Annotated in this window: 22 protein-coding genes; 9 read left to right on the top strand and 13 right to left on the bottom strand. The window is 33.8% G+C overall.

What is annotated here, in order from left to right; translation table 11 throughout:
• Positions 1-8: 8 nt before the first annotated feature.
• Positions 9-1322: an adenosylhomocysteinase gene (locus ACY2LT_RS04015; protein ID WP_491816556.1), complete on the top strand. Its 1314-nt coding sequence runs from the start codon at positions 9-11 to the stop codon at positions 1320-1322.
• Positions 1323-1441: 119 nt separating this feature from the next.
• Here ACY2LT_RS04015 and ACY2LT_RS04010 read toward each other — a convergent pair whose 3' ends face one another.
• The 11 genes from ACY2LT_RS04010 to ACY2LT_RS03960 all read right to left on the bottom strand — a co-directional run bounded on the left by ACY2LT_RS04010 (position 1442) and on the right by ACY2LT_RS03960 (position 12460).
• Positions 1442-2668, bottom strand: a complete 1227-nt coding sequence (locus ACY2LT_RS04010) for a DUF2130 domain-containing protein (protein WP_491816555.1) — start codon at positions 2666-2668, stop codon at positions 1442-1444.
• A 12-nt stretch (positions 2669-2680) separates the two neighbouring features.
• The gene (locus ACY2LT_RS04005) at positions 2681-3082 is read right to left on the bottom strand and encodes a DUF302 domain-containing protein (protein ID WP_491816554.1); all 402 of its coding nucleotides are present in this window, start codon (positions 3080-3082) and stop codon (positions 2681-2683) included.
• A 7-nt stretch (positions 3083-3089) separates the two neighbouring features.
• The gene (locus ACY2LT_RS04000; RefSeq protein WP_491816553.1) at positions 3090-4229 is read right to left on the bottom strand and encodes an MFS transporter; all 1140 of its coding nucleotides are present in this window, start codon (positions 4227-4229) and stop codon (positions 3090-3092) included.
• Position 4230: 1 nt separating this feature from the next.
• On the bottom strand, positions 4231-8022 hold the full coding sequence (locus ACY2LT_RS03995; RefSeq protein ID WP_491816552.1) for a glycosyltransferase: 3792 nt from the start codon (positions 8020-8022) through the stop codon (positions 4231-4233).
• A complete protein-coding gene (locus ACY2LT_RS03990; protein ID WP_491816551.1) occupies positions 8022-8678 on the bottom strand; it encodes an LbetaH domain-containing protein in 657 nt (218 codons plus the stop codon). The genes ACY2LT_RS03995 and ACY2LT_RS03990 overlap by 1 nt, the downstream gene beginning before the upstream one ends.
• A gap of 1 nt (position 8679) precedes the next feature.
• The gene (locus ACY2LT_RS03985; RefSeq protein ID WP_491816550.1) at positions 8680-9378 is read right to left on the bottom strand and encodes a WbqC family protein; all 699 of its coding nucleotides are present in this window, start codon (positions 9376-9378) and stop codon (positions 8680-8682) included.
• Positions 9375-10274 carry an HpcH/HpaI aldolase/citrate lyase family protein gene (locus ACY2LT_RS03980; protein ID WP_491816549.1) on the bottom strand — a complete coding sequence of 300 codons (900 nt, stop codon included), beginning with the start codon at positions 10272-10274 and terminating at the stop codon, positions 9375-9377. Before ACY2LT_RS03980 ends, ACY2LT_RS03985 begins: the two co-directional genes overlap by 4 nt.
• Entirely contained in the window at positions 10267-10728 is a 462-nt protein-coding gene (locus ACY2LT_RS03975; RefSeq protein ID WP_491816548.1) for a MaoC family dehydratase, read from the bottom strand. The genes ACY2LT_RS03980 and ACY2LT_RS03975 overlap by 8 nt, the downstream gene beginning before the upstream one ends.
• A 29-nt stretch (positions 10729-10757) precedes the next feature.
• Positions 10758-11453, bottom strand: coding sequence for a methyltransferase domain-containing protein (locus ACY2LT_RS03970; RefSeq protein WP_491816547.1), 696 nt, complete (start codon positions 11451-11453; stop codon positions 10758-10760).
• Between the two features lie 188 nt (positions 11454-11641).
• Positions 11642-12112 carry an SsrA-binding protein SmpB gene (gene smpB, locus ACY2LT_RS03965; RefSeq protein WP_491816546.1) on the bottom strand — a complete coding sequence of 157 codons (471 nt, stop codon included), beginning with the start codon at positions 12110-12112 and terminating at the stop codon, positions 11642-11644.
• Positions 12113-12175: 63 nt separating this feature from the next.
• Positions 12176-12460 carry an ATP-dependent Clp protease adaptor ClpS gene (locus tag ACY2LT_RS03960; RefSeq protein ID WP_491816545.1) on the bottom strand — a complete coding sequence of 95 codons (285 nt, stop codon included), beginning with the start codon at positions 12458-12460 and terminating at the stop codon, positions 12176-12178.
• Positions 12461-12622: 162 nt separating this feature from the next.
• Here ACY2LT_RS03960 and ACY2LT_RS03955 point away from each other — a divergent pair, with 162 nt between their 5' ends.
• From ACY2LT_RS03955 to ACY2LT_RS03930, 6 genes are read left to right on the top strand one after another with little or no spacing between them, the layout of a single operon-like run.
• On the top strand, positions 12623-14215 hold the full coding sequence (locus ACY2LT_RS03955) for an Rne/Rng family ribonuclease (protein ID WP_491816544.1): 1593 nt from the start codon (positions 12623-12625) through the stop codon (positions 14213-14215).
• 2 nt (positions 14216-14217) lie between these two features.
• Positions 14218-15381: a 1-deoxy-D-xylulose-5-phosphate reductoisomerase gene (locus ACY2LT_RS03950; RefSeq protein WP_491816543.1), complete on the top strand. Its 1164-nt coding sequence runs from the start codon at positions 14218-14220 to the stop codon at positions 15379-15381.
• 7 nt (positions 15382-15388) lie between these two features.
• Positions 15389-16756 carry an RIP metalloprotease RseP gene (rseP, locus tag ACY2LT_RS03945; protein ID WP_491816542.1) on the top strand — a complete coding sequence of 456 codons (1368 nt, stop codon included), beginning with the start codon at positions 15389-15391 and terminating at the stop codon, positions 16754-16756.
• 21 nt (positions 16757-16777) lie between these two features.
• Positions 16778-17824: an ATP-grasp domain-containing protein gene (locus tag ACY2LT_RS03940; protein ID WP_491816541.1), complete on the top strand. Its 1047-nt coding sequence runs from the start codon at positions 16778-16780 to the stop codon at positions 17822-17824.
• A gap of 12 nt (positions 17825-17836) precedes the next feature.
• On the top strand, positions 17837-18886 hold the full coding sequence (locus tag ACY2LT_RS03935) for a CDP-glycerol glycerophosphotransferase family protein (protein WP_491816540.1): 1050 nt from the start codon (positions 17837-17839) through the stop codon (positions 18884-18886).
• Positions 18883-19857 (top strand): NAD-dependent epimerase/dehydratase family protein, encoded by a 975-nt coding sequence (locus tag ACY2LT_RS03930; protein ID WP_491816539.1) that lies wholly within the window; start codon positions 18883-18885, stop codon positions 19855-19857. Before ACY2LT_RS03935 ends, ACY2LT_RS03930 begins: the two co-directional genes overlap by 4 nt.
• 36 nt (positions 19858-19893) lie before the next feature.
• On the opposite strand, the gene ACY2LT_RS03925 is transcribed toward ACY2LT_RS03930, so the two are convergent.
• Positions 19894-21726 (bottom strand): alpha-amylase family protein, encoded by a 1833-nt coding sequence (locus ACY2LT_RS03925; protein ID WP_491816538.1) that lies wholly within the window; start codon positions 21724-21726, stop codon positions 19894-19896.
• 73 nt (positions 21727-21799) lie between these two features.
• On the opposite strand from ACY2LT_RS03925, the gene ACY2LT_RS03920 reads away from it, so the two are divergent.
• A complete protein-coding gene (locus tag ACY2LT_RS03920) occupies positions 21800-22330 on the top strand; it encodes an SRPBCC family protein (protein ID WP_491816537.1) in 531 nt (176 codons plus the stop codon).
• Positions 22331-22369: 39 nt separating this feature from the next.
• Here ACY2LT_RS03920 and trxB read toward each other — a convergent pair whose 3' ends face one another.
• Positions 22370-23317 carry a thioredoxin-disulfide reductase gene (gene trxB / locus ACY2LT_RS03915; RefSeq protein WP_491816536.1) on the bottom strand — a complete coding sequence of 316 codons (948 nt, stop codon included), beginning with the start codon at positions 23315-23317 and terminating at the stop codon, positions 22370-22372.
• Between the two features lie 134 nt (positions 23318-23451).
• Between trxB and ACY2LT_RS03910 the strand changes: the two genes are divergently transcribed.
• Positions 23452-25626, top strand: a complete 2175-nt coding sequence (locus ACY2LT_RS03910) for an OmpA family protein (protein ID WP_491816535.1) — start codon at positions 23452-23454, stop codon at positions 25624-25626.
• Positions 25627-25693 lie beyond the last annotated feature (67 nt).

Below are 25693 nucleotides of genomic sequence, written 5' to 3'. Positions count from 1 at the left end.
GAAGTAATATGGGAAACTATCCTCCTAAAAAATCACAAGGTTCTTTTTCAGAAGTGGAGGGAAAATACTGCGTTCGTGATATTTCCCTTGCCGAAGAAGGACGCCTTTTAATCGATTGGGCTGAATCTCGTATGCCTGTTCTAATGGCTCTACGTAAAAAATTTGCTGAAACAAAACCTTTCAAAGGATACACCATTGCTGGATGTCTCCACGTTACAAAAGAAACAGCAGTGCTAATCCGAACCTTTGCTGCCGCTGGCGCTAATGTAACCTGGTCAGGATGCAATCCTCTCTCTACTAATGATGCCGTTGCTGCTGCTCTTGCTGACGAAGGAATTTCTATTTATGCCTGGTATGGCAACCACCCTGATTTTTATTGGTGTATTGAACGTACAATTGATCACAATCCGCATCTTACTCTCGATGATGGTTGCGACTTAATCAACACTGTTCACGAAAGCTACGAAACAATGGCTAAAAATCAGATAATAGGAGGGACCGAAGAAACAACTACTGGTGTCCAACGTCTTCGTGCTCGTCAAAATGCAGGTAAGCTTTTCTATCCCGTTTTCGCTGTCAATGATACCGAGACAAAATGGGATTTTGATAATGTTTATGGTACCGGTCAATCCACAATCGATGGTATTATTCGTGCCACATCTGTTCTAATTGCTGGCAAAAATTTCGTTGTTGCTGGTCATGGTCATTGTGGTAGCGGTGTAGCTAAACGTGCAAAAGGTTTAGGTGCAAATACTATTTGCACCGAAGTCAAAGCTACTGCTGCTTTGAAAGCAATTCTCGAAGGACACGAAGTAATGTCTATGAACGAAGCTGCCAAAGTCGGCGATATTTTCGTTACTGCAACTGGTGTAAAAGATGTTATTCGTAAATGGCACTTCGAAAATATGAAAGATGGTGCTATCGTATGCAATACAGGGCATTACGACGCTGAAATTAACATTCCGGAACTCGAAGAACTTTCCGTTTCCAAACGCACAATTCGCCCAAATTGTGAAGAATATACTCTTAAAGATGGTCGCCGTATTTTCTTGCTTGCTCAAGGTCGTCTAATTAATCTCGCTGCTGCCGAAGGTCATCCTTCCGAAGTTATGGATATGTCCTTTGCTAATCAGTTTATGGCTCATTTGCGACTTGTAGAAGCTCATAAGAACGGTGAAAAACTTCCTTGCGAAGTATTAGATTTACCACAAGAACAAGATGAATTTATCGCTAAAACTAAGCTCGAAATGTTAGGTATTTCAATTGACCAACTCACCGAAGAGCAAATTGCTTATATCAACAACTACAATGCTGGAACTTAATCAATTTTTTCATTCGTATAATCAAAAGGCTGCTATTTTAGCAGCCTTATTTTTTTACCTATTTTTTCATTTCTAAAAGTTTGATAAGTTCCGAGAATAAAATTATTTGCCTGATTTCTCTACTCTAATAATTTTATATCAGGTATGGAACTTCCTGCAAGCCCTTTGATTGAACCATAGAGATTAACAGCATTGGAAAGAATTTTCTCAAACTGCTTCTCACGTTCCTTCCAGATTTTCATTATCTTGTTTTTTTCGTCGATATAGCTTTTTTGAAGTTCATTAAAACCAGTTATGATTGCTTCGAAAGTATCCGCAAATTCTCTGCTTGTAAGATAATTATACACAAGCTCCATTTTGCTTTCTCTATTGACGTTTACAATAGAAGCATTATAAATTTGAATTATCATTAGCCGCATAACATTTCCAAAAGCTCGAATTTCAGAAAATGGACATACCCACACTCCATCTTCGAAAAAGTATCTATCCTTGCCTTCCGGCATTGCCTGCGTTACAAGAACCAATATATCTGCTTTTGCTTCTAAGTTGTCTTCTTTAAGTTTTGAAATCCAGCCTTTATCATAATTTTTAGTTCTCTTGCTTTCATAATAAATTTTACCACACTCTTTTCCAATATTATTTCGCACAATCTGAATAATATCACCACCTCGTTGTCCCTTCTTTACTTCTTGAATTTCGTCCAAAGGGAATAGTTCTTTAAGCATTTCCTCCAAAAATAATTCCTGCACTTCTCCTTGAAGTTGCATAGAACCTTGTTCAGCTCGACGTCGTGCATCTTCCAATTTTGCCATTAAATCTTCGATTGTTTTATCTTTTTCTTTAAGTTTGAGCAAAAAATTGTCCTCGTAATGCTTACGTAATTTTTCTTGCTCTAATAGGATATTATCAGTAAGTTGCTTTTCAAATTCAAGTTTTAATCGAGATTCGATTTCCTGCTTTTCACGTTTCAGACGTTCTATTTCAGCTAATGCATTATTGAGTTCAGCGATTTTCTGAGACTTTTCATTCAATTCCTGTTTTAATGCTTCAATATGGGTTTTGTTTTCGTTATAGATTTGATTTTTTAGATTTTCTTCAAGTTGTTGTTTCTCGCTCGTAAGGCGTGCCTCTACTTGTTCTTGAACAATTTGATTTAAACGATACTTTTCTGCTTCTATTTCTCGACGTTGATTTTCCAATTGTTCAATTGCTTGTTTGAATTGCTCATCTTTTTTGTGAAATTCCTGTTCGTAATGATTTTTTAATGTCTGCTCTATTTGCAAATAAAGAGCCTTACTTACATCAATTTTGGCACCACACACCTGACAAATCACGAAATTATCCATTTCAGCCTCTAATCAAATGGAATTATCAATTATGCTAATTAATTCGCTCATTGTTTTGGCAGACATTTCGCCAATGCCAAGCCCGGGAAAAAATTCATTCATTTTATTTGGGTCGCCTTTCATCATCATAATATTCACAGTTCCGTCATCATCCTCGAAAACAATAATATTTTTAGGCATAAAGCATCCAAGACGTTTATCTAAGCTCAATGCGTGATGGGATTTTATTGGATTGCAAAAAGATAATATTGTATAATTGCTTTTCCATTGCAGATTATGACTTTCGTAAGTGTTTTTCATATTATGTTCAGCGACAATATTAAACCCTGCTTTGGCAGCACTTGCTTTTACTGATTCTATAACCTCAGTAAATGATTTTCGAGTTTTCTGAATATAAAATGGTGAAGAATTCATTTTACACCTAAATTTTATTTGTAAAAATATAAACTATAGAAATTAAAAACATTAAAATTCCGAAAATTGGGAATATTTGTGAAATATTGGCATATTGAAACATTGGCTGAACAACAATTGGTGAAAGAAATTGACCAACATAAAGAGCAGTCGTAAGAAATCCGCTATTAATCCCACGATTGTATTCTGTCGAATGTGCTAAAATGTGTGATTTTAAATTTGGCACAACCAAACCATTTCCTAATCCTGAAAAAATTAGCGATGCAACCAACATTACTAAATTTGATGAAAAATAAATTAGTAAATGCCCAAAGCCCCAAATGAAAAAACCTATCATATAAACATAGCGAAATGGAACTCTGTTTTTTATCTTGGGATAAAACAGCGACGAAAGAGATGAAAACATAATCCATATTGCTATCAGCAAACCAATTTTCGATGCCGGGAAATTTGGAAATTGATAATTAATCAAAAAAGGTAACTGAGTTGGCACCATCAGGTAGCAAATCATTACAAAGATCGCACTTAAATAAATCAATGATGTTTTCAAGTTAAAAGAAAACTGAACTTGTTGCCTCGTCTGGGTTTTATGAGAAGTCTCATCCAGAAAAAATAACAGCAGAATTCCAACAATAATTGAGACTGCATAAGTTATAAATGGTACATTCCAGTTAATATCAGCAAGCAATCCACCAAGTAGCAAATAAATAACACCAGCGAAACTCATTATTGCTCCTTGAATACCAATAAATTTGTTTCGCTTTTCACCATCAAACAAATCGCCTAATACAACAATAAATCCAGTCATCAATGCTGAAATTGCAATTCCGAGAAATGCCCGACCAACTAAAATAAAATATATGTCGTTGAAATAATAACCCGTTGTTCCGGCAATTCCATAAAGAATAGCTGCAATAATTAAAATTGGCTTTCTCCCAAATTTTTCGAATAGATAACCAGATATAGGTGAAAAAATTGCAATAAATAATGGTGGAAGAGACAAAATTAATTTTGTTAGAAATTCAATATTGTCAATATTCGAAAAATTCTGGGTGATATAAGGTAAGGCAGGAGTTACAATTGCTCCTGCCATAACAGATAGAGTGCTTCCAAATAATATAACAGCATTGCGAATAGTTGTTTTCATATTAAAAGATTAACTCAATTTCTTCAACATTCGGACGATTGCCTGCAATTAATTTTTCATAGATACCTAAAATATGATCAATATAGTCATCAAAATTATGAGTTAAGTTACAATTAGAACGCCAAATATTTATTAATTCAGGATTTTCAACTACTTCCCATAATATTTTAGTAAGCTCAGATGGCGAATTGTGTGAATAGAGTTTCCCATTTATTTCGTCTTTTACAAAATCTGGAAATCCTCCTAATCGTGAAGCAATTACAGGTAGTTTCATTGCAAGTGCTTCGGCTATCACAAGTGGAGCACAATCCTCCCATACGCTTGGCAATACAATTGCATCGAGTTGCTCAGCAATTGATGGAAGTTCATCAGTTTGATATTGTCCCATAAACTTAATTCTATTATTAACATCAAGGCGTTCAAGTAACCTAAGGTAATCTGGTGATACAAATCCATATATCAAAAATTCAGCTTTTTCTTTAGGTATAGATTGTGCTGCCTGAACCAGCACGTGAGCACCTTTGTGAGGCATTACTCCGCCTATGTAACCAAATCTAAGAGGATACTCTGGATGTCGGTTCTTGAATGTCTGTAAAGTCAATTTCTGGGCTTGTTCTGGCACTTGATGAACAATTGTAATCTTGTCAGGATTAATTCCAAAATCTACAAATAGTTCTTTTACTCTCCGAGATACTGCAAGAGTATATGTAATATGCTCATTGACTAATTTTTTAGCTGCTTCTATTCGGTTTCTGAATGAGTAATGTAATTCAGGATAATTTTTCGCAAGTTCGGAATTCTGGAAAAAATCAGTGTTTTGCCACAAAGATAAATCAGAACGGTACAGATATAGCATTGGGTCGATTATATGGTAATTATGTGTTGTAAAAATGGAAGGAATTCCTTTAGAATACGGAATTTCACCGATAGCAAACGAAAGCCCGAGAAAATTGTTATAGTGAACAATGTTAGGTTTGAATTCATCTACGACTTGTGCAAATAACCTTACTATTTGCTCATCTCGGATTTCTCTTTCCGGATTCAGAGCATCCAGAAAAATAGTTGGGCGGTTATAAACTCCATACAAATGAACTCCCTGCTCTATCTTAGATTCTAAGTAATATGGCTGACGAATTGTTGGATGGTTCGCTGTTGCATAAAATACTGCTACTTCATATCCACGTCGTGCAAGTGCAATTGCCACGGAACGAGGAAAAGTAGTGCCACCACCACTTTCGTCCCAGCCATACATTGTTAGCAGAATACGTGGTTTTACAGGTGTTACATTACTAACAGAAAAAACTTTTTCAGGCTCCGGCTTATTATCTGAAATTTCAAATAAATCCTCATAATTGAACTCGGAACTTTGTTCGTCAATTTTAATGCAAGAATTAAATAATTCCTCATTAATTTCCAGCGACAATATCTCTTTTTCACTCAAAATTTGCAAATTTGGCACTAATAAAATATTCCCTAATCTCTGAATTTCAGCAATTTCACCTTCTTCAGATAATTTTTTTACCATTTCCAACAGACGTTGATTGGCTGATTGCTCTTGTTGATTATCAATACTATCTATCGTATTTTCAGCTTTAAATAATTTCCCCCATTTTTGAGTAAATAAAGTAATTTCGGCTTCTGTGGGCATATTAATTTCAAGGAAATCTTTTATTATGACAATACTGTCGGTTATGCAAATTGGAGAATAGCCAAATTCTTTTGCACGTAGTGAAAAATCAATTTCAAAAAGAAAACTTTCAAAACTTTCATCGAAAAGCCCTGTTTCTTCAATTAATTCAGAAGAAAAAGCGATGCAATTTACCGACAAAGCATCAGGAAAAACTCTTCCAACAGAATTAACAAGTGTTTCATAATCTTCGTTTTGGTTTTGATATAAAAAGTTGAGCTTTTCGTTACTTATTTCTATTTTAATTCCAGTTGAATGAACTAACCCACTATCAGGAAAAAGTTTTGGCAGAGATACAACCGACTTTGTGTTTTTTAGATTATCAATGATAACATCTAACCAATTCTGGGAAACTGACTGAACTTCGTTGAGAACAACAAAGTAATTGCCGAAAGCATTTTTTATTGCATTATTAATTGCTTTGGATACTGGAATACTGTGATAATTTCTAATAAATCTAAAATTAATTCTTGATGAGGCAAATTTCTTGAGTTCATCTAATGTCTCATCATTTGAGGCATTATCCGAGACAATAATTTCAAAATTATATTTAGAATTATGCGAATATATCGAATTAATCAATCGTTTAAGCAAATGAACATTGTTTTTTGTATGAATAATGATTGAGACAATTTCCACGTTCTCTTTTTGTTTTTGAGGCTTTGGCTTGATTTCTTTGTCAATTGTTTCTTCAACTCTCACAATAGTATCGCCTGAAATACTTTTTTTCAGGTTCGCTTTCAGTGAGAGCAATTCTATATCATACTTGAAAATTGATAGTGCTTTTTCGCAATATTCATATGCAGAATTCTGATTTCCAGTTTTAAAATATGAAAGAGAAATGAGTTTAAGTGCTTCAAAATTATTTTTTTCTATATTGAGTAAACGTTCACATACTTCGATTGCTTTTGTATATTCCCCGGATTTATAATAGGATTTGGCTAAAATTCTAAGCACTTCTCTATTGTCAGATTGCCCGATTAAATTTGTGCAAATATCAATTGTTTTGTTGTAATCCTCTATTTTGAAATATGATTGGGCAAGTAAAAGTTTGGCTTCATAGTTGTTTGGTGCTATTTGTAATACATTTCCAAGAAAATCAATTGTGTCATTATACAAATGTTTTTGAAAAGCAAGCTTCGAAAGTAATAAAAATGCTTTGCTATCGTGCTCACGGTCAATAATTTTCAGCAAATCCGAAATAATTTTGTTGTTTACAGCATCAATATTAGGGAAATAAGGCAATTTCAAAGTATTTTCAAGAGCAGAAAAAAGATATATTTTGGCTTCATTAATGTCATTATAGCTTTTGAGCTTATTAAATAAATCGAAATAGTAATTTGCTTTTACAAATGTAAAAATTTCATCAATTTGAGAATTAAAGAGTCCTGTCATCATATCAAGAGTTTTGATATGACCAAGATGCCGTTCTTGCAACGATTTAGATGTCCAGGCACTTTTGGGATGTTCGCGATAAACTGCCATTACTTCATTGATAAAGAAAATATCGCCTTTGCTTGCATTTAAAAGATGAACAGCATAATCACGTGCAGGAATTGTTTTCAATACTTCAAGATTAGTGTCATAGAGTCCGCGTCTAAACACAACAGAAGGGGAGTGGATAAAATTGTTAAATGCAAGATCGTAAATTGTTGAAATTTGCTTTTGTTGTGGATTTGAAATGATGGATTTCTGGTCGCTTCCTTCATAGATTATCTTTACAGGATGAAAGCAAATTGCGAAATTAGGATTTCGCTCCAAAATGTCGATTTGTTTTTGCAATTTATTTTCATCAATCCAGTAATCGTCGCCGTCGCACCAAGCGATATATTTACCGCGATATGCAGCAATTGTGCGTTCGCCGTTAGCAACCACACCTAAATTTCTTTCGTTCTCTATTAGATTAATAATTTCTGGATATTTTTCTTTGTAATTGCGGCATATTTGTCGAGTTTCGTCAGTTGAACAATCTTCTCCAATAATAATTTCAAATGGGAAATTGGTTTTTTGAGAAACAATGCCTTCAATACATTGTGCAATGTATTTTCCGTGATTATAAGTTAATACTCTAACGCTTACGAGCGGATTATTCACTAAATTGCTCATTATTCCACCTTTTTCAATAGTTTAGCAGGATTGCCAGCCCAAATTTCACCTTCGCCAATGTTTTCAAGAACGACTGCACCCATCCCGACAGTTGCATAATTACCAATTTCGATATATTCCCGAATGCAAGCATTTAAGCTAACTGTTACAGCTTTACCGATCTTTAAATATGCACCAGTGCAACAATTAGCTGCAAAAAACGAATAGTCTCCTATTATGCTGTTGTGTCCTATTGTTGCACCTACCATTACCCGACAACATTTCCCAAATTTTGTGCCTGACGAAACTGATACATTGGGCATAATCACACAACCAGGTGAAAGCTCAACATTCGGAGCAACATACGCCATCGGGTGAACAAATGTGGCAAGCCTTTCGTCAGGTATATTTAATCTTTCAAATAACGAAATACGCTCTTTTTGACCACCAACTTTAAATATAGTATTTATAAAATAATAACCTTCTTCTAATAACTGTGGGATGTCCTTCAACCCTCCTAAAACAGGGAAGCCTTCAATTTCACTTGTATTGTCTCTATCATTGATAAATCCTGCACAAATATATTCGTTGTAACCTCTTCTATTAGCATCCGCAATTGCATGAGCAATTACCGAACCGTTCCCAAGACCACCCATTATTATAACTTTTTTTGACATATTAAATCAACTCGTATTGTTCTAAATAACTTGCAATTCTTTGTGGCGAATTATTCATTGCTAAATCAATAATTGAATAAAACGAAATATAACGATTTTGGTCGAAATTTTCGATTAAATTAGTTTTTATGAAATATAATTTAACAGATTCTTTTTCGAAATGCTCTTTGCTGTATAGATTAATTCCACCAATAGCGTTTATGTATGTACAACAATTTTCTTTCTTTGCAATGTCTATCAATCTATCAGCACCTTTTAAATCAGTTCGATAATTTGTTTGTTCAGATGCGATTTTAAATTCACGCTCTAAATTTATATATTTACAAAATTCGATAATTGAACTAATGGCGAGTTCAGAGATTGTTGCAGGCTTTTCTTCAAATATTTTATTTATTACTTCGAAAACTTTTACAAAATATGGAGAATGTTTGTAACTGTGCCCTAATGTTTTTAAGAATTTCTCGAAAAAATAATTTTCCCAGTCAATTATCGTATCGCAAATAAGTTTATTTTGACTTACATTTTTACAAGGAATAGTAAAAAAATATTCATTGTTATTAACAATTATTCGGTTTCTATTAACCCAGCCTTTTTTTATAAAATTAACGTTATCTAAAAAGACAAATTTATCAACAGCATTAATTAGTTGAAAATAACCGATGTAAGGGAAAGCGTAAGGTTGCATTATTGCAATTTTCATACTTTGCTTTTCTTATTAATCAATTCTTGTTTCTTAAGAATCTTGCGAGCAGCAAGTATCATCGGCGGACCAATAAATTTTCCGTCTTTAACTGCTACGCCTTTGCCTTCGGAGTGTGCCTGTTCGGCAAGTTTGAGCATCTCTTCTGCCCAAGCAACATCTTCCTTAGAAGGTGAAAAATATTTATGAACAAGTGGGATTTCTTTGGGATTAAGCACAAGCATTCCTTCAAAACCAAGATTTTTCGCGATTTTTAAGTTGCGTTCCAGATCATCTAAATCGTGCACTTTAATATGAACTGTATCAATAGGAATAACACCATTTGCCCGTGCTGCCATTGCAATTGTTGCTCTTGGAACAAATAAGCTTTTGCTTTCTGTATCGTGAATGCCTTCCAGATCAGTAATGAAATCCTCACATCCATAGGCAAGTGCAACAACACGATTAGACGCTTTGCATAAGTCTTGTGCATTTAATACTGCTGCTGTTGTTTCGACAAGTGCAATGATTTTAAATGTTCCAATCGGTATTTTCTTTTCGTATTCTATTGTTTCAAGTAATTTGTCGAAAAAGTATATATCTTCACCTAATTTCGACTTTGGATACATAAATCCAGCAATACCATCGATAGTGAGTTGATATACATCTTGCAGGAGATGCCCGCTTTCCCGATCATTAACTCTCGGAAATACAAAATGATTGCGGAACTTGCCTTCCCGGACAAATCTCTTTATTATATCTCTTGCCACCTGTTTATTATCTTCGGGCTGAACAGAATCTTCTATATCCAAAAGCAGTACATCCGCATCAGACCGGGCAGCACTATTGAGCAATCTTTCATTATGCCCCGGAACAAACATCAGGCTTCTCATTAGAAACGGAAAACGGCTATTCATTGCTGTTTCTCCTCTTAATGAGCACTTTTCTTCGAAATTTCAGAACTTCTACATTATCCTGATTGTATGCTACAGTTTCGACATAAACAATCCCTCTGTCCTTTTTACTTTTCGATGGTATCAAATCAATTACTTGTGTTCTGACATAAATTGTGTCGTTAATAAATACCGGATGTAGATGCTCAATCTTTTCATATTCTAAATTTGCAATTGCTTTGCCGCTTATTTCGGGAACTGTTAGCCCGACTGCAAGACTAAAAACAAGTGTTCCTACAACCAATATCTTCCCGTGCTGACTTTTTTGTGCGTAATCAAGATTTGTATGCAGTGGGTTTGCATTCATTGTTAGCAACGAAAATAAATTATTATCGCTTTCGAAAATTGTCTTCGAAAGTGGATGCTCTATTATTTCGCCAACAACAAAATCTTCGAAATATTTGCCTAATGTTCTCATATAGTTATTAGTTTTTATTAGAAGACTATCTATTTTCTTGCCAAAATCAGATTTTCCTTCTCATTCAAGCCATAAATGGATGGTTGAAATCTATCTAAAATCTCTTTGTGGTTAAAAACCTGCAACTTAAATCCAGCTTGCCTAATATCATCAAATAATTGCAAACCGAAAATTCTTACGTGGTCATTTTGTCCATAATACTTTTCTTTCAAATGTGGAGTATCGATTAATAAATCTTCGAAATTGTTATATATTGACGCTGCAAAAGGTGTTTGCAGAATTGCTGTACCGTTTGGTTTTAGCACTCTAAATATTTCTTTAAGTGCTTTCTGGTAATCTGGAATATGCTCTAAGATATGATTTGCAATAACGTAATCGAAAGTATCATTTTCAAAAATAATATGTGTAAGATCAATTTTGTAAAAAGGGTTAATATTTAAATGAAGATATTTTTCAGGTTCTATATCTCCGCAAATAAAATTCATCGTAGGTTTGGCAATTTTCTTCAAAAAATTAATTTCAGGAGCAACATAAAGAATTAACTTGTTCTCAAATTTGTCGAGTTCGCCTGTTTCTTTGAGATACAAATACAAATGTCTCTCGCGATCAGTGGAACCGCATACTGGACATTGGAAATACCGCGGGTCGCTTCCAATTAAGTCAAAGTTACGTACAAAATCAGTGCCCTCGTTCTTTTGCCATTCCTTAAACTCATTGAAATACATTTCGCACAAAATGCAATAGCATTTTTCCTTAACATAATATGGGTAGTCTGTCATTTCCTGTTTTCAGTAATCGTTAAATAAAAGAAGTAACGTATTAGACTGCAAAATAATTTTGAAATAGTTGAAATTAATATTGGTAATCAGAATAAACAAATAATTAGTATTAATTAGAAAAGCAAACAAGCATTTTATACTTTATATTTTCTTTGGATTTCGCGTTCGGTTTCACGTTTTTTGGTAGTTTCACGTTTATCATATTTCTTTTTAGAGCGGCACAAGCCAATTTCTACTTTTACAAGATGTCCGGAAAAATAGATTGAAAGTGGAATTAATGTTACGCCTTTTTCGGCAACTGCAGATTTTAGTTTCAATGCTTCACGTTTATGAACAAGCAGCTTTCGTGGACGTTTTGGTTCGTGGTTTTCACGGTTCCCGTGCTCGTAAGGAGCAATATGAAAATTTACCAAATATAAATCTTCCCCTTGAAATGTAGCGTATGCCTCCTGTAAACTACATTTTCCCTGACGTAATGATTTCACCTCTGTACCATATAGAACAATACCACACTCAATTGACTGTAATACAATAAAATCGTGGCGCGCCTTGCGATTATTCGCAATCGTTTTGACTTCTCTATTAAATACTTCAACTGTTTTCATTATTCAAAAATACTAATTATCAGTCAATTGACTAAAACAAATGTTAAAAATGCATTAAGAAAATTAAAGTTGGATTTCAGTGCGAAGTTGAATTTCTTCTAATACAGAACTTACTTGAATACACTTAGCTAATTCACCAGAATAGACAATTGCCTTCCCTTTATTATGCACTTCATAAGTAATTGCCTCTGCTTTCTCGTAATTATATCCGGTAGCTTTTATTATTTGATTGATTACTTCGTCGAAAGTGTGCCAATCATCATTAAATAAAATCACTTTTGCAGCAAGCTTTACTTCATCAATCAGTTCAATGTCGCTTTCAGGATTTATATTTATTTTTTCAGACATAACCTATAATCAACTTTTTTACAAAAATACAAAAATTTCGAATAATTATAAAATTATGGTATTAGCCGAGACTAATTAATAAACTAATTTAGCAAAAAAATACATATTTTTATGTAATTTTGTGTTTTATTAATTGAGTGATTTGGAAAAAATATTTAGAAAATGAAAAAAGATATTGTAATAAATGCTGCTATTAACGAAGTAAGAATAGCCATTACCGAAGATGGTCGCCTTAGCGAGTATTATATAGAACTTCCAGAAAAAGAAAAATCCATTGGAAACATTTATTTAGGAAAGGTTAGTAAAATTGTTACAGGAATAAATGCTGCTTTCATAGATATTGGTTTAAATCAAGATGCATTTTTGCATTTTTCTGATATTGATGATTCAAATGATAAAAATTTGTTTTTCGAAGATGATGATAACGAAAGCAATAACTTAAACGATAAAAAGACACCTAAGTCGAAAAAGGACACAAAAAAGAAATCATTAATTCAAAAAGTAAAATTTCATACGAAAAAATCTGGTGCAGTTGATATCAATCTTGAACCCGGGCAGTTAATTCTTGTTCAGGTAATTCGCGAAGCTTACCACAGCAAAGGAATGAAAGTTACAACAAAGCTGGGAATTCCCGGACGTTATACAGTGTTGCTTCCTTTCGATAATGTTCTGGGTGTCTCTAAAAAAATCGCTTCTTATGTGGAAAGGCGGCGACTGCGTCAGCTTGCAAAAAGCATTCTCCCGGAAGGTTATGGTGGAATAATCAGAACGGCTGCCCAAGGCAAAAGTGAAGATGAACTGCGTCGCGACTGGAACTATTTGCTTGATATTTGGAAAATGGTTCATCAAAAAGCTGAAAACTTGAAGAAACCAGGACTTGTTTATCAGGATTTAGGACTTGCCACAAGCGTTGTCCGCGACTTGTTTGACCAGGATGTGAAATTACTCGCCGTTGATTCAAAAAAATTACATAAAGAAATAATAAATTATTTAAAAATCAATTCACCTCATTTAATCGAAAAAGTTGAATTATACAACGGAGACCATCCAATTTTCGAAGCCTTCGGTATAGAAAAAGAACTTGCTAAAACATTCCGCAGAACTGTAAACCTTCCATCTGGTGGCGATGTTGTATTTGACCATACCGAAGCAATGCACGTAATTGATGTAAACTCCGGCAGAAGTAACGAAACCGACCAGGAAAAAAATGCTTTCAAAACTAATATCGAAGCTGCAAATGAAATTGCTCGTCAAATCAGATTGCGCGACTTAAGCGGAATGATTATCATCGATTTTATCGATATGCAGCAAGAAAGCAATAAGAAAAAATTATTTCAGGAAATGACAAGGCTTTTGGCAAAAGATAGAGCAAAAACTGTTTGCTTTCCGCTTACTCAATTGGGATTAATGCAAATTACTCGCCAGCGAATTAATCAAAACCTTGAAGAAAAAACAAGCGAAATTTGCCACGTTTGCAACGGAACTGGCAGAATTATTTCAAAATCAGTATTGATTAATACAATTGAAAGATGGCTTAAAAACTTCCGAAAAAACAGCCGCGAATTTAAATTAATTCTTCAGGTTCATCCAAACATTGCTGCTTATATCACGGAAGGAACTTTTTCAATAATTTCACGCTTAATGCTCAAATATTTTGTTAAAATCGTTGTTCAACAAAGCGATACAATAGGAATTGATAAATTTCGCTTTATTTCTGTTAGAAAAGATAAAGATATTACCAATGAGTTTATGTAAAAATGAGACAAAATAAAAAAATACTTACAATACTTGGCTCCACCGGCTCGATTGGCAAGCAAACGCTTGATGTTGTGAGTTCATTAAATGGAATGTTTGAAATTGGTTATTTAACAGTCAATAAAAACATTGAGGAACTTGAAAAACAAACTAAGATATTCAATCCAAAGGGAGTTGTAATTAAGGAAGAAGAATACTATCGCGATTTTCTAAAAACAACCAATTTCAAGGGTGAGATACTTTATGGTGAAGATGCGGTGATTCAAGCAGCCGCAGATAGTGAAAACGATATTGTACTATCATCGCTGGTAGGTTTTTCAGGTGTTTTGCCTACTTTGAAAGCTATAGAGAAAGGAATTGATATAGCACTTGCCAACAAGGAAACACTCGTTGCAGCAGGAGAAATTATTACTCGTGAAGCAAAAAAATCTGGCTCTAAAATTATTGCTGTCGATAGCGAACATAGTGCTGTTTTGCAAAGTTTAGTCGGCGAGAACAACAAGTCAATTGAAAAAATAATACTTACTGCTTCTGGCGGACCATTTCTAAATAAAAAAACATCTGAATTTGATGCCATTACTGCTCGTGAAGCTTTGCAACATCCTAATTGGAGTATGGGCAATAAAATTACTATTGATTCCGCAACTATGATGAACAAAGGTTTCGAGGTAATTGAGGCATACTGGTTGTTCGGAGTTGAAATTAACCAGATAGATGTTGTTATCCATCCTCAAAGTATCATTCATTCGATGGTGCAGTTCGTTGATGGTTCGATCAAAGCACAATTAGGTTTGCCTGATATGAGAATACCAATTTCATATGCTTTGACCTATCCAAATAGATTAAAGTATGATTTCCCAAGACTTGATTTAGCTCAAATTGGAAGTTTGACATTTTTCAAACCAGATGTCGGGAAATTCCCTTGTCTTGATTTAGCATACAAAGCTCTTGAAATTGGCGGAACTGCTCCTGCTGTGTTAAATGCTGCAAATGAAATTGCAGTCGAAGCATTTCTCAACGATAGAATTAAATTTACTGAAATACACAAAGTTATCCAGTTTGCTCTTGGCGAAATTGAAATAAAGCAAAATCCTACAATAGATGAAATTGTCAATATTGATAAACTAACAAGAAAATTAACAAGTAATTTCATAACAAATTTATAGTTGAATTATGGGTGCATTAACTGATATTTTTTATTTTATTATTGTTATCGGAATATTGGTTCTAATTCACGAATTAGGACATTTTTTAGCTGCTAAATTAACAGGTATGAGAGCCGAAGTTTTCTCAATTGGTATGGGATGGAGGCTCTTCGGATATAACAAAGTTACTGGATTTACTTTCGGAAAACTGCCAGAAGATATAGATTTGCAAGGGAATACTGATTACAGGATTGCTGCCTTTCCGATTGGTGGTTACGTCAAAATTTCTGGTATGGTCGATGAATCAATGGATGCCGATTTCATCTCTAAACCACCACAGAGCTATGAATTCCGTGCAAAAAATCCGTTTCAAAAAGCTTTTGTTCTCTCTGCGGGAGTTTTGTTCAATGTAATTCTTGCAATTAGCATTTTTGCTGGAATTATTTTTTTCAAAGGAGAACAAACCTTAGATACTACAACTGTTGGATACGTAAAAAAAGAATCAGTTGGAGACTTTTTAGGTTTGGAGCAAGGCGACAAAATTCTTTCAATCAACAGTGTTTCAGTTAATAATTGGAACGATGTTATTAAAATTTTGACTACTGAAAAATTTGGGAAAAATCGAATAGTTGAAGTATTACGCGACAACGAAAAGGTAACTCTTAAAGCAGATGGAAGCCAGTTTATAAGACTTCTTGCTGAACAAAAAAATCTTGGTATCGAACCTGAAAGCACAAATACAATTATTCTTGCATCAATTTTTGATAAGCCTGCTCAAAAAGCCGGATTAAAAAAGGATGATACTATTTACTCCATCAATAGTGAACCAATTGGTGCAGTCAGCCAATTTGTCGATATTTTAAAAGCAAACCCTAACAAAAATCTATATATCCAATGGAAACGTGGAAATAAAATTCTTGGAGACTCAATAAAACCAGACGAAAAGGGCACAATCGGTGTTCAAATTGCTCAAATTTACCAGGGAAAAACATCAATCAAAGAATATGGATTACTTGAATCGTTTGCTTTTGGATGGAATCAAACTGTTTCTTCTGTAAATTTATTGTTTAGTTCTATTGGGCAGATAATCAAAGGAAACATGTCCTTCCGTGAATCAATCGGAGGACCTATAATGATTGCAAAGCAAGCTGGACAGCAAGCTGAGCGTGGTTTAATTAGTTTCCTTAGCTTTGTTGCTTTACTTTCGGTCTCCCTTGCTGTATTAAATATTCTTCCTTTCCCTGCTCTTGATGGCGGACATTTAATTTTTGTCATTATTGAAGCAATAATGCGTCGCGAAGTGCCTGTCAAAGTTAAAATGGCAATTCAGCAAGGTGGGTTAATAATACTGCTTTTATTTATGGCATTTGTTGTCTATAATGATTTAATGAGATAAACCGAAAATCACAATTTTTTTATGGAAATATTATTATTCACTGATAAAAATAATTTTTTCGGGCAAACTCGTAAGCCTTGGGTAAGTATTGATACACAAAAATTCATTTCAAATCTTTCTCATTACGGTATTAATTGCAAGGTTTCTACATTCCCGTTAGTTGCTGCGAGTAACGAAATCCCAAGCAATGAGACGATTTTTTACCATTTCAGCCAAAAAGAAAATTTACGTTTTTATATTAAAGATGTTGCTGAAATCTTAAATCAGTTCAATAATAAACTTATTCCTTCTATTGATTTACTTCGTTCTCACGAAAATAAAGGTTATCAGGAATTATTAAAGAAAGTTCGAAAGGTCAATGCTCCGAAAGGATATTACATTTCTTGCATCGATGATATTCATTCTATCGACCTTCAATTTCCTTTTGTTGTCAAAACAATAGATGGCTCGAACGGCAAAGGTGTTTTTTTATGCAAGAATATTAATGATGTTAATAAGTATTTGAAACAGTTCAGTCGCACAAAGCTTTACGAAAAATTAGATTTGCTGCGACGCAGATATCTCCGAAAAAATAAAAAATATCCTGAATATCCAGATTACAATAATTATAAAGATTACCTTGAGTATAAAAATTATATTACTAAGGATATTAGATTTGCAGTTCAAGAATATATACCCGGGCAATTGTTCGACTATCGTGTGCTTGCTATTTACGATAAATATTATGTCATCAAGCGGCACAATCGAAAAGGGGATTTTCGCGCAAGTGGAGCAAAAAATTTTGATATAAATTTTGAAATTGACGATGAATTACTTTCGTCAGCCGAGCAGTTCAAGAATGCTTTTCCGGACACCCCTTACCTTTCGATGGATATTATCTTCGATAATCGCGATAATCAATATAAACTACTGGAATTTCAGGCTCTACACTTTGGAATAAACGTAATTGTTAAGAATAATGGGTATTTTATTAAGAAAAATGGTTTATGGGAAAAAGTGTATGAACGTTGCGCCTTCGAAGATGAACTCGCTTATGGATTAGCGAAGTTTTTAGGTGTTGGTTCATAAAGGAAATTGATAATGGTTTTTTCTGAAATTCTTTTGAAAATACCTTATTCTTTTTTATGGAGAATCTCTGAGATTTTTAGAAAAGACCATTTAATTGCATTTTATTGCCACGAATTATTGGATTACGAGATTTTTCGAAATGTTCATCAATTACTTCCAGAAGTTAAAGTAATCGCAAAAAATAAAAAATTATCACAAGAAATAAATAAAAAGTATGGCATAAATTGTCTGATTTATCCGGCATTCCCAGATGTTGTCTTGATGGCTCGGCATAGCTTGCACCTATTTCCTTCACCAAAAATAATTAAAATTGGGTTGAGACACGGGGCATACCACTTTAAAAATTTTATTTCTGCTGATAAATACAACAAATTCGATTTATTTTTCTTTACTTCAATTTCAGAAGTTGAGCAAGCTACTAAATTAGGAATAAAAAATGCTGAATATGGTGGCTTTCCAAAATGCGATACACTTTTTGATGAAGCTACAAAGAATGCCGCTTTCAAATTGAAACAGAATCTAGCTTATCCAGATAAACCAACTATTCTTTTTTCTTCTACTTGGGATAAATCCGGTATCGCTGGAGTTCATTTCTGGTACGACCGACTTGAAGAAATATCGAAAAATAACAATGTACTCGTTACTTTACATCCTTGGGTAAGCAAACACATTGTTGAAAAGATAAAGAACACTAAAAATGTTAAATTAATTTCTAATCAAGAAATTTATCAGTATATGCTTATCTCAGATGCTTTTGTAGCTGATGTTAGTTCAATAATTGCCGAATTTATGTTGCTTCTAAAGCCGATTTTTACTTTTAAAATTCCTATCAAAGGTCGATTATCAGAAGAAATTTACGAATTACTTGAAAAATATACAATTAGAATTGCTAATTTTGATGAGCTTAGTAGTGAAATTGTTAAAGTTTTGCAAGATAAAACTAAAAACTGGGATTACGAATATTGCTTAAATTTGTTTTTTTCTGATAACTTAGGAAAACATTCCCAGGTAATGGCACAAAAAATTAAAGATTTTTTATTGACTAAAGGAATTAAGTTTTGACAACTAAAGAGAAAATATTAGTTACAGGAGTTGCAGGATTTATTGGCTCAAAAGTAGCTGAATTACTGTTTAAAAATGGATATTTCGTTGTTGGAGTTGATAATATTAATAATTATTACAGCCCGAAATTAAAATTTCATAGATTAAAATTATTACAAAATTTCTGTGATTTCCAGTTTTACAATATAGATGTTGAAAATTTTGTTGAACTCGAAGAATTATTTGCAAGCAATAGTTTTGTTTCAGTAATTAATCTTGCTGCTCGTGCTGGAGTCCGTGCAAGTATCGAAAATCCATACATATATGTTAGCACAAATATTGTAGGCACTCTGAACCTTCTTGAATTAATGAGAAAATATTCTATTAATAAATTTGTGCTTGCTTCGAGCAGTTCAGTTTATGCTGGTGAAAAAGTTCCTTTCCGGGAAAATATGCAGGTTGATTATCCTATTTCTCAATACGCTGCAACAAAAAAATCAGCCGAGTTGCTTTCATACACTTATCATCATCTATACGCAATTGATGTTTCAGTTCTTCGGTTTTTCACTGTTTTCGGTCCGGCAGGGCGTCCAGATATGAGCTACTTCCAGTTTATCGAAAAAATAAGAAAGGGTATTCCAATTACAATTTATGGTGATGGGAGCCAGAAACGTGATTTTACATATATCGAAGATATTGCTAATGGTGTTCTTTCCTCTATGAAACCTCTTGGATATGAAATTATTAATTTAGGTGGCGGGAGAAGCCCAGTCAGTATTAATTATATGATTGAACTCATCGAAAATACTTTGCATCGTAAAGCACTAATTGAATACCAACCTTTTAACAATGCAGATATGAGTGAAACAGGTGCTGATATTTCCAAAGCCAAGGTTCTCTTAGGATGGCAACCCGAAATTGACTTCGAAACAGGAATGAACAATACAATAAAATGGCACCTTCAAAATGAAAGTTTACTAAATAGCTTGTAGTAATATCTTACTTCTAAAAATCAATATCATTCAAAATTATTCCAATAAAAATATTGAACCACTAAAGGCTTCGAGCAAGATCGAGTTCTCAACCTTTTGTCTTGTATGATTAACAATATTGAAATGATATATTTCTGTATCAATTTTTAATTCTTTGAGCAGCAATTCTAATTTCTCATTAGAATAGTTTGCTACACATAATATTTTCTTTTCAATCATAAAAGCCAGCAAATTTTCGCTGGTTTCAAGAAGTTTGAAATTTTCAAAATTAGTTATCTGAAAATGCAATTTCAAATATTTCAGGGCTAAATTAACTTGTTGAATGTAATAGATTAGATTATCTGAATTTGTCCAATCGAGTGCAATAGCTGAGAAAAGCGGAAGTCTTTCGGTCGGGAACTGCTTGATTTCATCTTCGGCAAACCCCAAGCCTGTATTTACAGGCATTCTCTCACCAAGTTCAAAACCATTGTGAATAAATTTAATAGACGGAAGAAAAGATAGAACTAACCAAATCATTTTTGAAAAATCAGTGCTACCTTCTCTACTTGCAGCACGTTTAGTATTATGATTTTCAGGTGTAAGGAAAAAATTTATCGGAAATTCTTTGTTTTCGAACTTACTAATTATTTCCTTCATTTTCAGGCAATTATGGCTATCAAATGGAACATATCCTAACGCAGCATCGTATCCTTCCTCTTTTGATTTTGAAGTAACTGAGAAATTTTCTTCCCAAAATATAAAATCAGGCTTGATTTTTCTTGCGTGTTCAATAATAGATTTCATCAATTTTTCAGGCATAGCGTGTCCCATATCTACCATTGCACCATCAATTCCAAAATTATTAATATAATATGGAACAATTTGCTTAATATGTTCCCAAAGAGGAGCGTTTTCATATTCTGGTTGTTCGAAAATCCGATCATACATTCTTACAGTATTATAAGCTATAAAATTAAAATCAGGATGATTATGTAATTTCAGATAAGTTACATCAGTCCATAATGGTTGATTATCATCAGGAGGCCAATCAGCAAAAGCACTTGGAATTGTCAGTTGTTTCTCATCGTCTGTATATCCAATGATTTTACCATTTTTTGCATATAAAACTCTTCTTGGTTTTTTTGCGAACTTGTTTAGATAATTTGAACCTGGAAGTGGAAGATTATCAAAATCTCCAAGATCAATCTTTTGCTTAATTATTTTTAGTGTTTCTTCGTCAAATTTTGGTGGACGAAATTCTTCTTCTGTGTCATATATCCAGTAAAACCATTCAGGATGATGCAAAGCAAGTTCGCTATCAATTGATGCAGTCCGAAAAACAAATTCCATTACTATTTTCATTCCAAGCAGCTTGGCGGCTTCAATAAAAGCTTTGAATTGCTGTTCTACTGTCATTTCAAGTAGTGGCTCGGCTGAGCTTTCGTCCAATTTGTATGGATTATTAATCGAATAAGGGCTTCCTAAATTCCCTTTTTTTCCATATTTCCCAATAGAAGTAACGGGCAGTAAGTAAATAGTACCAACTCCTAACTTCTTTAAATAGGGGAGAATAGTAATGCTTTTAAGAAATGTCCCTGTTTGACGTAAGGAATCAGTTGGAACATTGAGTAAATCGTTGCTACCCAAATGATCGAATGAAGTTGCATATCGAACAAATAGGTTATATACAATATCACAATCGGATGATTTATCTTTCGATAGTTCCAATATTCTATCTAAACGTTCAGAAAAAAAATCATAAGGATCAACATTGATTTTTCGAGTGCTATCTTTTTCAATCCAAAGTTCAGGAATAAAGTAATTATATTTATACTTTTTCCCCACATTATTTTTCAGTTTATTCCATAAATAATTGAAATCAGTCATATTAAATTTTTATTTTGATGAAAAAAAATTTATTCATATTTTACTTAAAATTTCCATATTTAAAGGAGAATTTATGAAAATTTTCAGATTTATACTAATTGTAATAGGTATATTTATTTTCTTATTGTTTGCAATTCCTTTTTTCCTTCCAAATCAAGCATATTCCGAAAGAGAGATAGTAATAAATCAACCAATAGACAGTGTTTATTATTATTTGTTGGATTTAGAGAACTTTAAAGATTGGAATCCGTGGACTGATATGGAAAAAGATTTAGTGCTTTCTGTAACTAACAACAACAGGGATGTTGGCTCCAAAATTGAATGGGAGGGAGATTCTTTGGGTTCAGGTTATTTGGAACGTATTGAATTACAACAAAACAAATTATTAAAATCAAAAATTGTTTTCATCAAACCTTGGAAAAGTGAGGCAAACGATATAATGCATTTTGAAAAAATAAGCGAAAATAGCACAAAAGTTCGATGGGGAATGCAAATGGAACTCGATTACCCGTTTGGAAGATATTTTAACTTTTTCTATGACGATATGGTTGGAAAAGATCACGAAAAAGGACTTGCTAAAATTAAAGAACTTTTAGAAAAATAGCAGGGACACTTTGTAGCATCCCTGCTTAATATTATAGAATTATTCTAATGGATTTGCGTTTAACCAACGTTCGCAATCAATCGCAGCCATACATCCACTTCCGGCAGCTGTTACTGCCTGTCTGTAAACGTGATCCTGCACATCACCACAAGCAAAAACACCAGGAATATTTGTATAAGTTGATTTGCCCTCAGTAATGATATATCCATTCTCATCTAAATTTATAATATTTGTGAAAATATCTGTATTTGGTTTATGTCCGATAGCAATAAATACTCCATCTGCAGCATGTTCTGATATTTCATTTGTTTTAACATTTCTTACTTTAATTCCGGTGAGCGACTTTATTCCGTTTTTTTCTTCACCAAGAAACTCTTCAACAACTGAATCTAAAATTAAACTAATTTTCGGATTAGATTTTGCTCTATCCACCATAATTTTCGAGGCTCTGAATTCATTGCGACGGTGAATTACTGTAACTGATGAAGCATGGTTAGTAAGATAAATTGCTTCTTCCAGAGCAGTATCTCCGCCACCTACCACAAATACTTTTTTACCACGATAAAAGAAACCATCGCAAGTCGCACATGCCGAAATACCAGCACCCCAATATTTTTGTTCAGAAGGTAATCCAAGTAACTTCGCTGATGCACCGGTTGCAATTATTACCGCTTTACTTTTGAATTCTTTTCCATTAGCTGTATGAATTGTAAATGGTCTCTTTGAAAAATCTACTTTTGTTGCTATTTCGAATACAGTTTCGGCACCAAAACGTTGAGCCTGACGACGGAAAATATCCATCATTTCCGGACCTTGAACACCGTTTTCAAAACCAGGGAAATTTTCAACTTCCGTTGTAATTGTTAGCTGCCCTCCTGGTTGCAAACCTTCCAGAACTACTACTTTTAAATTAGCTCTGCTTGCATATAGTGCAGCTGTAAGTCCTGCCGGACCACTTCCTAATACTACAACATCATACATTTCCATAAACTACCTTTAATTAATCAAATTATTAACAAAATACAAGATAGAGACGACTAAGTTTATTTTTTCGCTTTTACAATATTACTATTTGACTACGTCTATTTTTTTGCAGTATGTTCAATGTTCTTCAATTCAATATGAAAAAAATCTATTTTTACACGATAATTACACTTCTCCCTCTTTACTCATTGTTTTCTCAAAGCGAGGGTGGGCGATTTTCTGTAGGATTTCTTTATGGTTTAAACAAATATTGGGGCGATTTTACTGACAATCAATTTTGGATGGCAGGCGACCTCACAATGCGTCTTAATTTAACGTCTTCATTTTCTTTGCAAGGTACGTTTAATTTAGGACAAGTTCGCTATAAAACCGACGAAAAAGTTCTGCAAAAATATCCCGAGTATTTCGGCAATAATGCTCAAATTGGAGACTTCTATCCTAATACTACCATAAGAATTCGCGATATGAATTCTATTCGTTGGATGAGTGGCGACATTACTGCTTCTGTTAATTTATTTCCTACACAAAGTTTAGTGCCATATTTGTTCGGTGGTGTAGGCTTTATGAATTGGGAGCCTAAAGCTGGAAATACTGGTTATGGTGGTGCTTTGCCAAACAATCAAAGTAATACATATGACAAAAATAAAATTATCTTTCCTGTTGGTCTTGGTTTCGAAATTTATCTCACAGATGATTTGGTTTTTAATGCAAAAGGAACTTACCGTTTTGGAATGAGTGAATATTTTGACGATTTATCAAAGAAAGAAGCTTCCAATGCAAGTTCATCAGCCGATCAATTAGTTAATTTCGGTCTCGGATTTTCGTATTATGTTTTTGGAGTTGCTGATTACGACAAAGATGGACTTAGTAATTCAAGAGAAAGAGCATTAGGAACAGATCCTCGAAATCCAGACACTGATGGCGACGGTATTAACGATGGTGATGAAGTGTTGATTTATTACACAGATCCTCGGAAACCAGATACAGATGGCGATGGTCTTACTGATTATGATGAAATATATACATATAAAACTTCTCCAATTAAATATGATACCGACGGCGATGGACTTGGAGACGGGGAAGAGATTGCAAGGAAAACCGATCCGTTAAAATATGATACAGATGGTGATAGGCTTGGAGATGGTGATGAAGTATTGAAATTTAAAACTGATCCACTTAATCCGGATACAGATGGTGATGGCTTAACCGATGGCGATGAAGTAAAAATATATTCAACCAATCCGCTAAGTCGCGATACGGATGGAGAAGGTGTTTCTGATGGCGATGAAGTTCTTACTTATAAAACTAATCCGCTTAAGTCGGATACAGACGGTGATGAGCTTACAGATTATGAAGAAATCTTTATTTACAAGACCGACCCACTTAATCCGGATACAGACAGTGATGGACTAACTGATGGCGATGAAGTCAAAGTATATAAGACTAATCCTTTAGTAATTGATACTGATAACGATGGGATCTCTGATGGTGATGAAGTATTAAAATACAAGACAAATCCGTTACTTGCTGATACTGACAACGATAAGTTAAACGATTACGATGAAATATTTGTTTACAAAACTGATCCAACAAATCGCGATACCGATAGCGATAAGATTTCTGATGGCGACGAAATACTTGTTTATAAAACTAATCCATTGAAAATTGACACCGATAATGATGGACTATCAGATTACGACGAGATATTTGTCTATAAAACCGATCCTATTAATCCAGATACTGACAACGATAAACTTACAGATGGTGATGAAGTATTGAAATTTAAAACTGATCCACTAAATCCAGATACAGATGGCGATAAAATAATTGATGGAGAAGACGACTGCCCACTTGCTCCCGGTGTGCCTTCTGATGTGAAAGGCAAAAATGGTTGTCCTGAACCTCCAAAAATTGGAACAAAAACAGACTTCCCGGATATTCTATTTATTGTGAATACTGATTTGTTTAATTTCGAATACCCAGGAACAATTCGAAATCTTATGAGGTTACTTGAATACATTAATCAGTGCGATAGCTTGCAAGTATCAATTGAAGGGCATGCATCCGAAGAAGGAAATCCAAAGCGTAACCAGGAATTGTCTGATTTACGTGCTAAAAAAGTGCGTCAATGGCTAATAGAACAAGGTGTTTCAGAATATAAAATTGCAAGAACAATAGGCTTCGGTTCATCGAAACCGAAAATTCAAGAACCAAAGGGTGCTTCTCTGAAAAAAATATCTCGTGATGAACTTGAAAACATTCGTAAACAAAACCGAAGAATAACAATAGAAGTCGTTCGAACATGTGATTGAGAAAAGAGCTTCATTAATCAGTTGATATTTAACAAAAGAAAAATCCCCGAAAATTATCGGGGATTTT

This window comes from Eximiradius proteiniborus, from assembly GCF_058546985.1.
The sequence above is the reverse complement of the archived record's forward strand: the minus strand, read 5'-3'. Positions and strand labels throughout refer to the sequence as shown.

Excerpts from the sequence above, each read along its gene's own strand:
- ACY2LT_RS03925 (WP_491816538.1), bottom strand. The coding sequence starts at position 21,726 with ATGACTGATTTCAATTATTTATGGAATAAACTGAAAAATAATGTGGGG.
- ACY2LT_RS03975 (WP_491816548.1), bottom strand. The coding sequence starts at position 10,728 with ATGAGAACATTAGGCAAATATTTCGAAGATTTTGTTGTTGGCGAAATA.
- ACY2LT_RS03955 (WP_491816544.1), top strand. The coding sequence starts at position 12,623 with ATGAAAAAAGATATTGTAATAAATGCTGCTATTAACGAAGTAAGAATA.
- ACY2LT_RS03910 (WP_491816535.1), top strand. The coding sequence starts at position 23,452 with ATGAAAAAAATCTATTTTTACACGATAATTACACTTCTCCCTCTTTAC.
- ACY2LT_RS04000 (WP_491816553.1), bottom strand. The coding sequence starts at position 4,229 with ATGAAAACAACTATTCGCAATGCTGTTATATTATTTGGAAGCACTCTA.
- ACY2LT_RS03985 (WP_491816550.1), bottom strand. The coding sequence starts at position 9,378 with ATGAAAATTGCAATAATGCAACCTTACGCTTTCCCTTACATCGGTTAT.
- ACY2LT_RS03940 (WP_491816541.1), top strand. The coding sequence starts at position 16,778 with ATGGAAATATTATTATTCACTGATAAAAATAATTTTTTCGGGCAAACT.
- ACY2LT_RS04015 (WP_491816556.1), top strand. The coding sequence starts at position 9 with ATGGGAAACTATCCTCCTAAAAAATCACAAGGTTCTTTTTCAGAAGTG.
- ACY2LT_RS03970 (WP_491816547.1), bottom strand. The coding sequence starts at position 11,453 with ATGTATTTCAATGAGTTTAAGGAATGGCAAAAGAACGAGGGCACTGAT.
- ACY2LT_RS03950 (WP_491816543.1), top strand. The coding sequence starts at position 14,218 with ATGAGACAAAATAAAAAAATACTTACAATACTTGGCTCCACCGGCTCG.
- ACY2LT_RS04010 (WP_491816555.1), bottom strand. The coding sequence starts at position 2,668 with ATGGATAATTTCGTGATTTGTCAGGTGTGTGGTGCCAAAATTGATGTA.
- smpB (WP_491816546.1), bottom strand. The coding sequence starts at position 12,112 with ATGAAAACAGTTGAAGTATTTAATAGAGAAGTCAAAACGATTGCGAAT.
- ACY2LT_RS03935 (WP_491816540.1), top strand. The coding sequence starts at position 17,837 with ATGGTTTTTTCTGAAATTCTTTTGAAAATACCTTATTCTTTTTTATGG.
- rseP (WP_491816542.1), top strand. The coding sequence starts at position 15,389 with ATGGGTGCATTAACTGATATTTTTTATTTTATTATTGTTATCGGAATA.
- ACY2LT_RS03995 (WP_491816552.1), bottom strand. The coding sequence starts at position 8,022 with ATGAGCAATTTAGTGAATAATCCGCTCGTAAGCGTTAGAGTATTAACT.
- ACY2LT_RS03920 (WP_491816537.1), top strand. The coding sequence starts at position 21,800 with ATGAAAATTTTCAGATTTATACTAATTGTAATAGGTATATTTATTTTC.
- ACY2LT_RS03990 (WP_491816551.1), bottom strand. The coding sequence starts at position 8,678 with ATGTCAAAAAAAGTTATAATAATGGGTGGTCTTGGGAACGGTTCGGTA.
- ACY2LT_RS04005 (WP_491816554.1), bottom strand. The coding sequence starts at position 3,082 with ATGAATTCTTCACCATTTTATATTCAGAAAACTCGAAAATCATTTACT.
- ACY2LT_RS03960 (WP_491816545.1), bottom strand. The coding sequence starts at position 12,460 with ATGTCTGAAAAAATAAATATAAATCCTGAAAGCGACATTGAACTGATT.
- trxB (WP_491816536.1), bottom strand. The coding sequence starts at position 23,317 with ATGGAAATGTATGATGTTGTAGTATTAGGAAGTGGTCCGGCAGGACTT.
- ACY2LT_RS03980 (WP_491816549.1), bottom strand. The coding sequence starts at position 10,274 with ATGAATAGCCGTTTTCCGTTTCTAATGAGAAGCCTGATGTTTGTTCCG.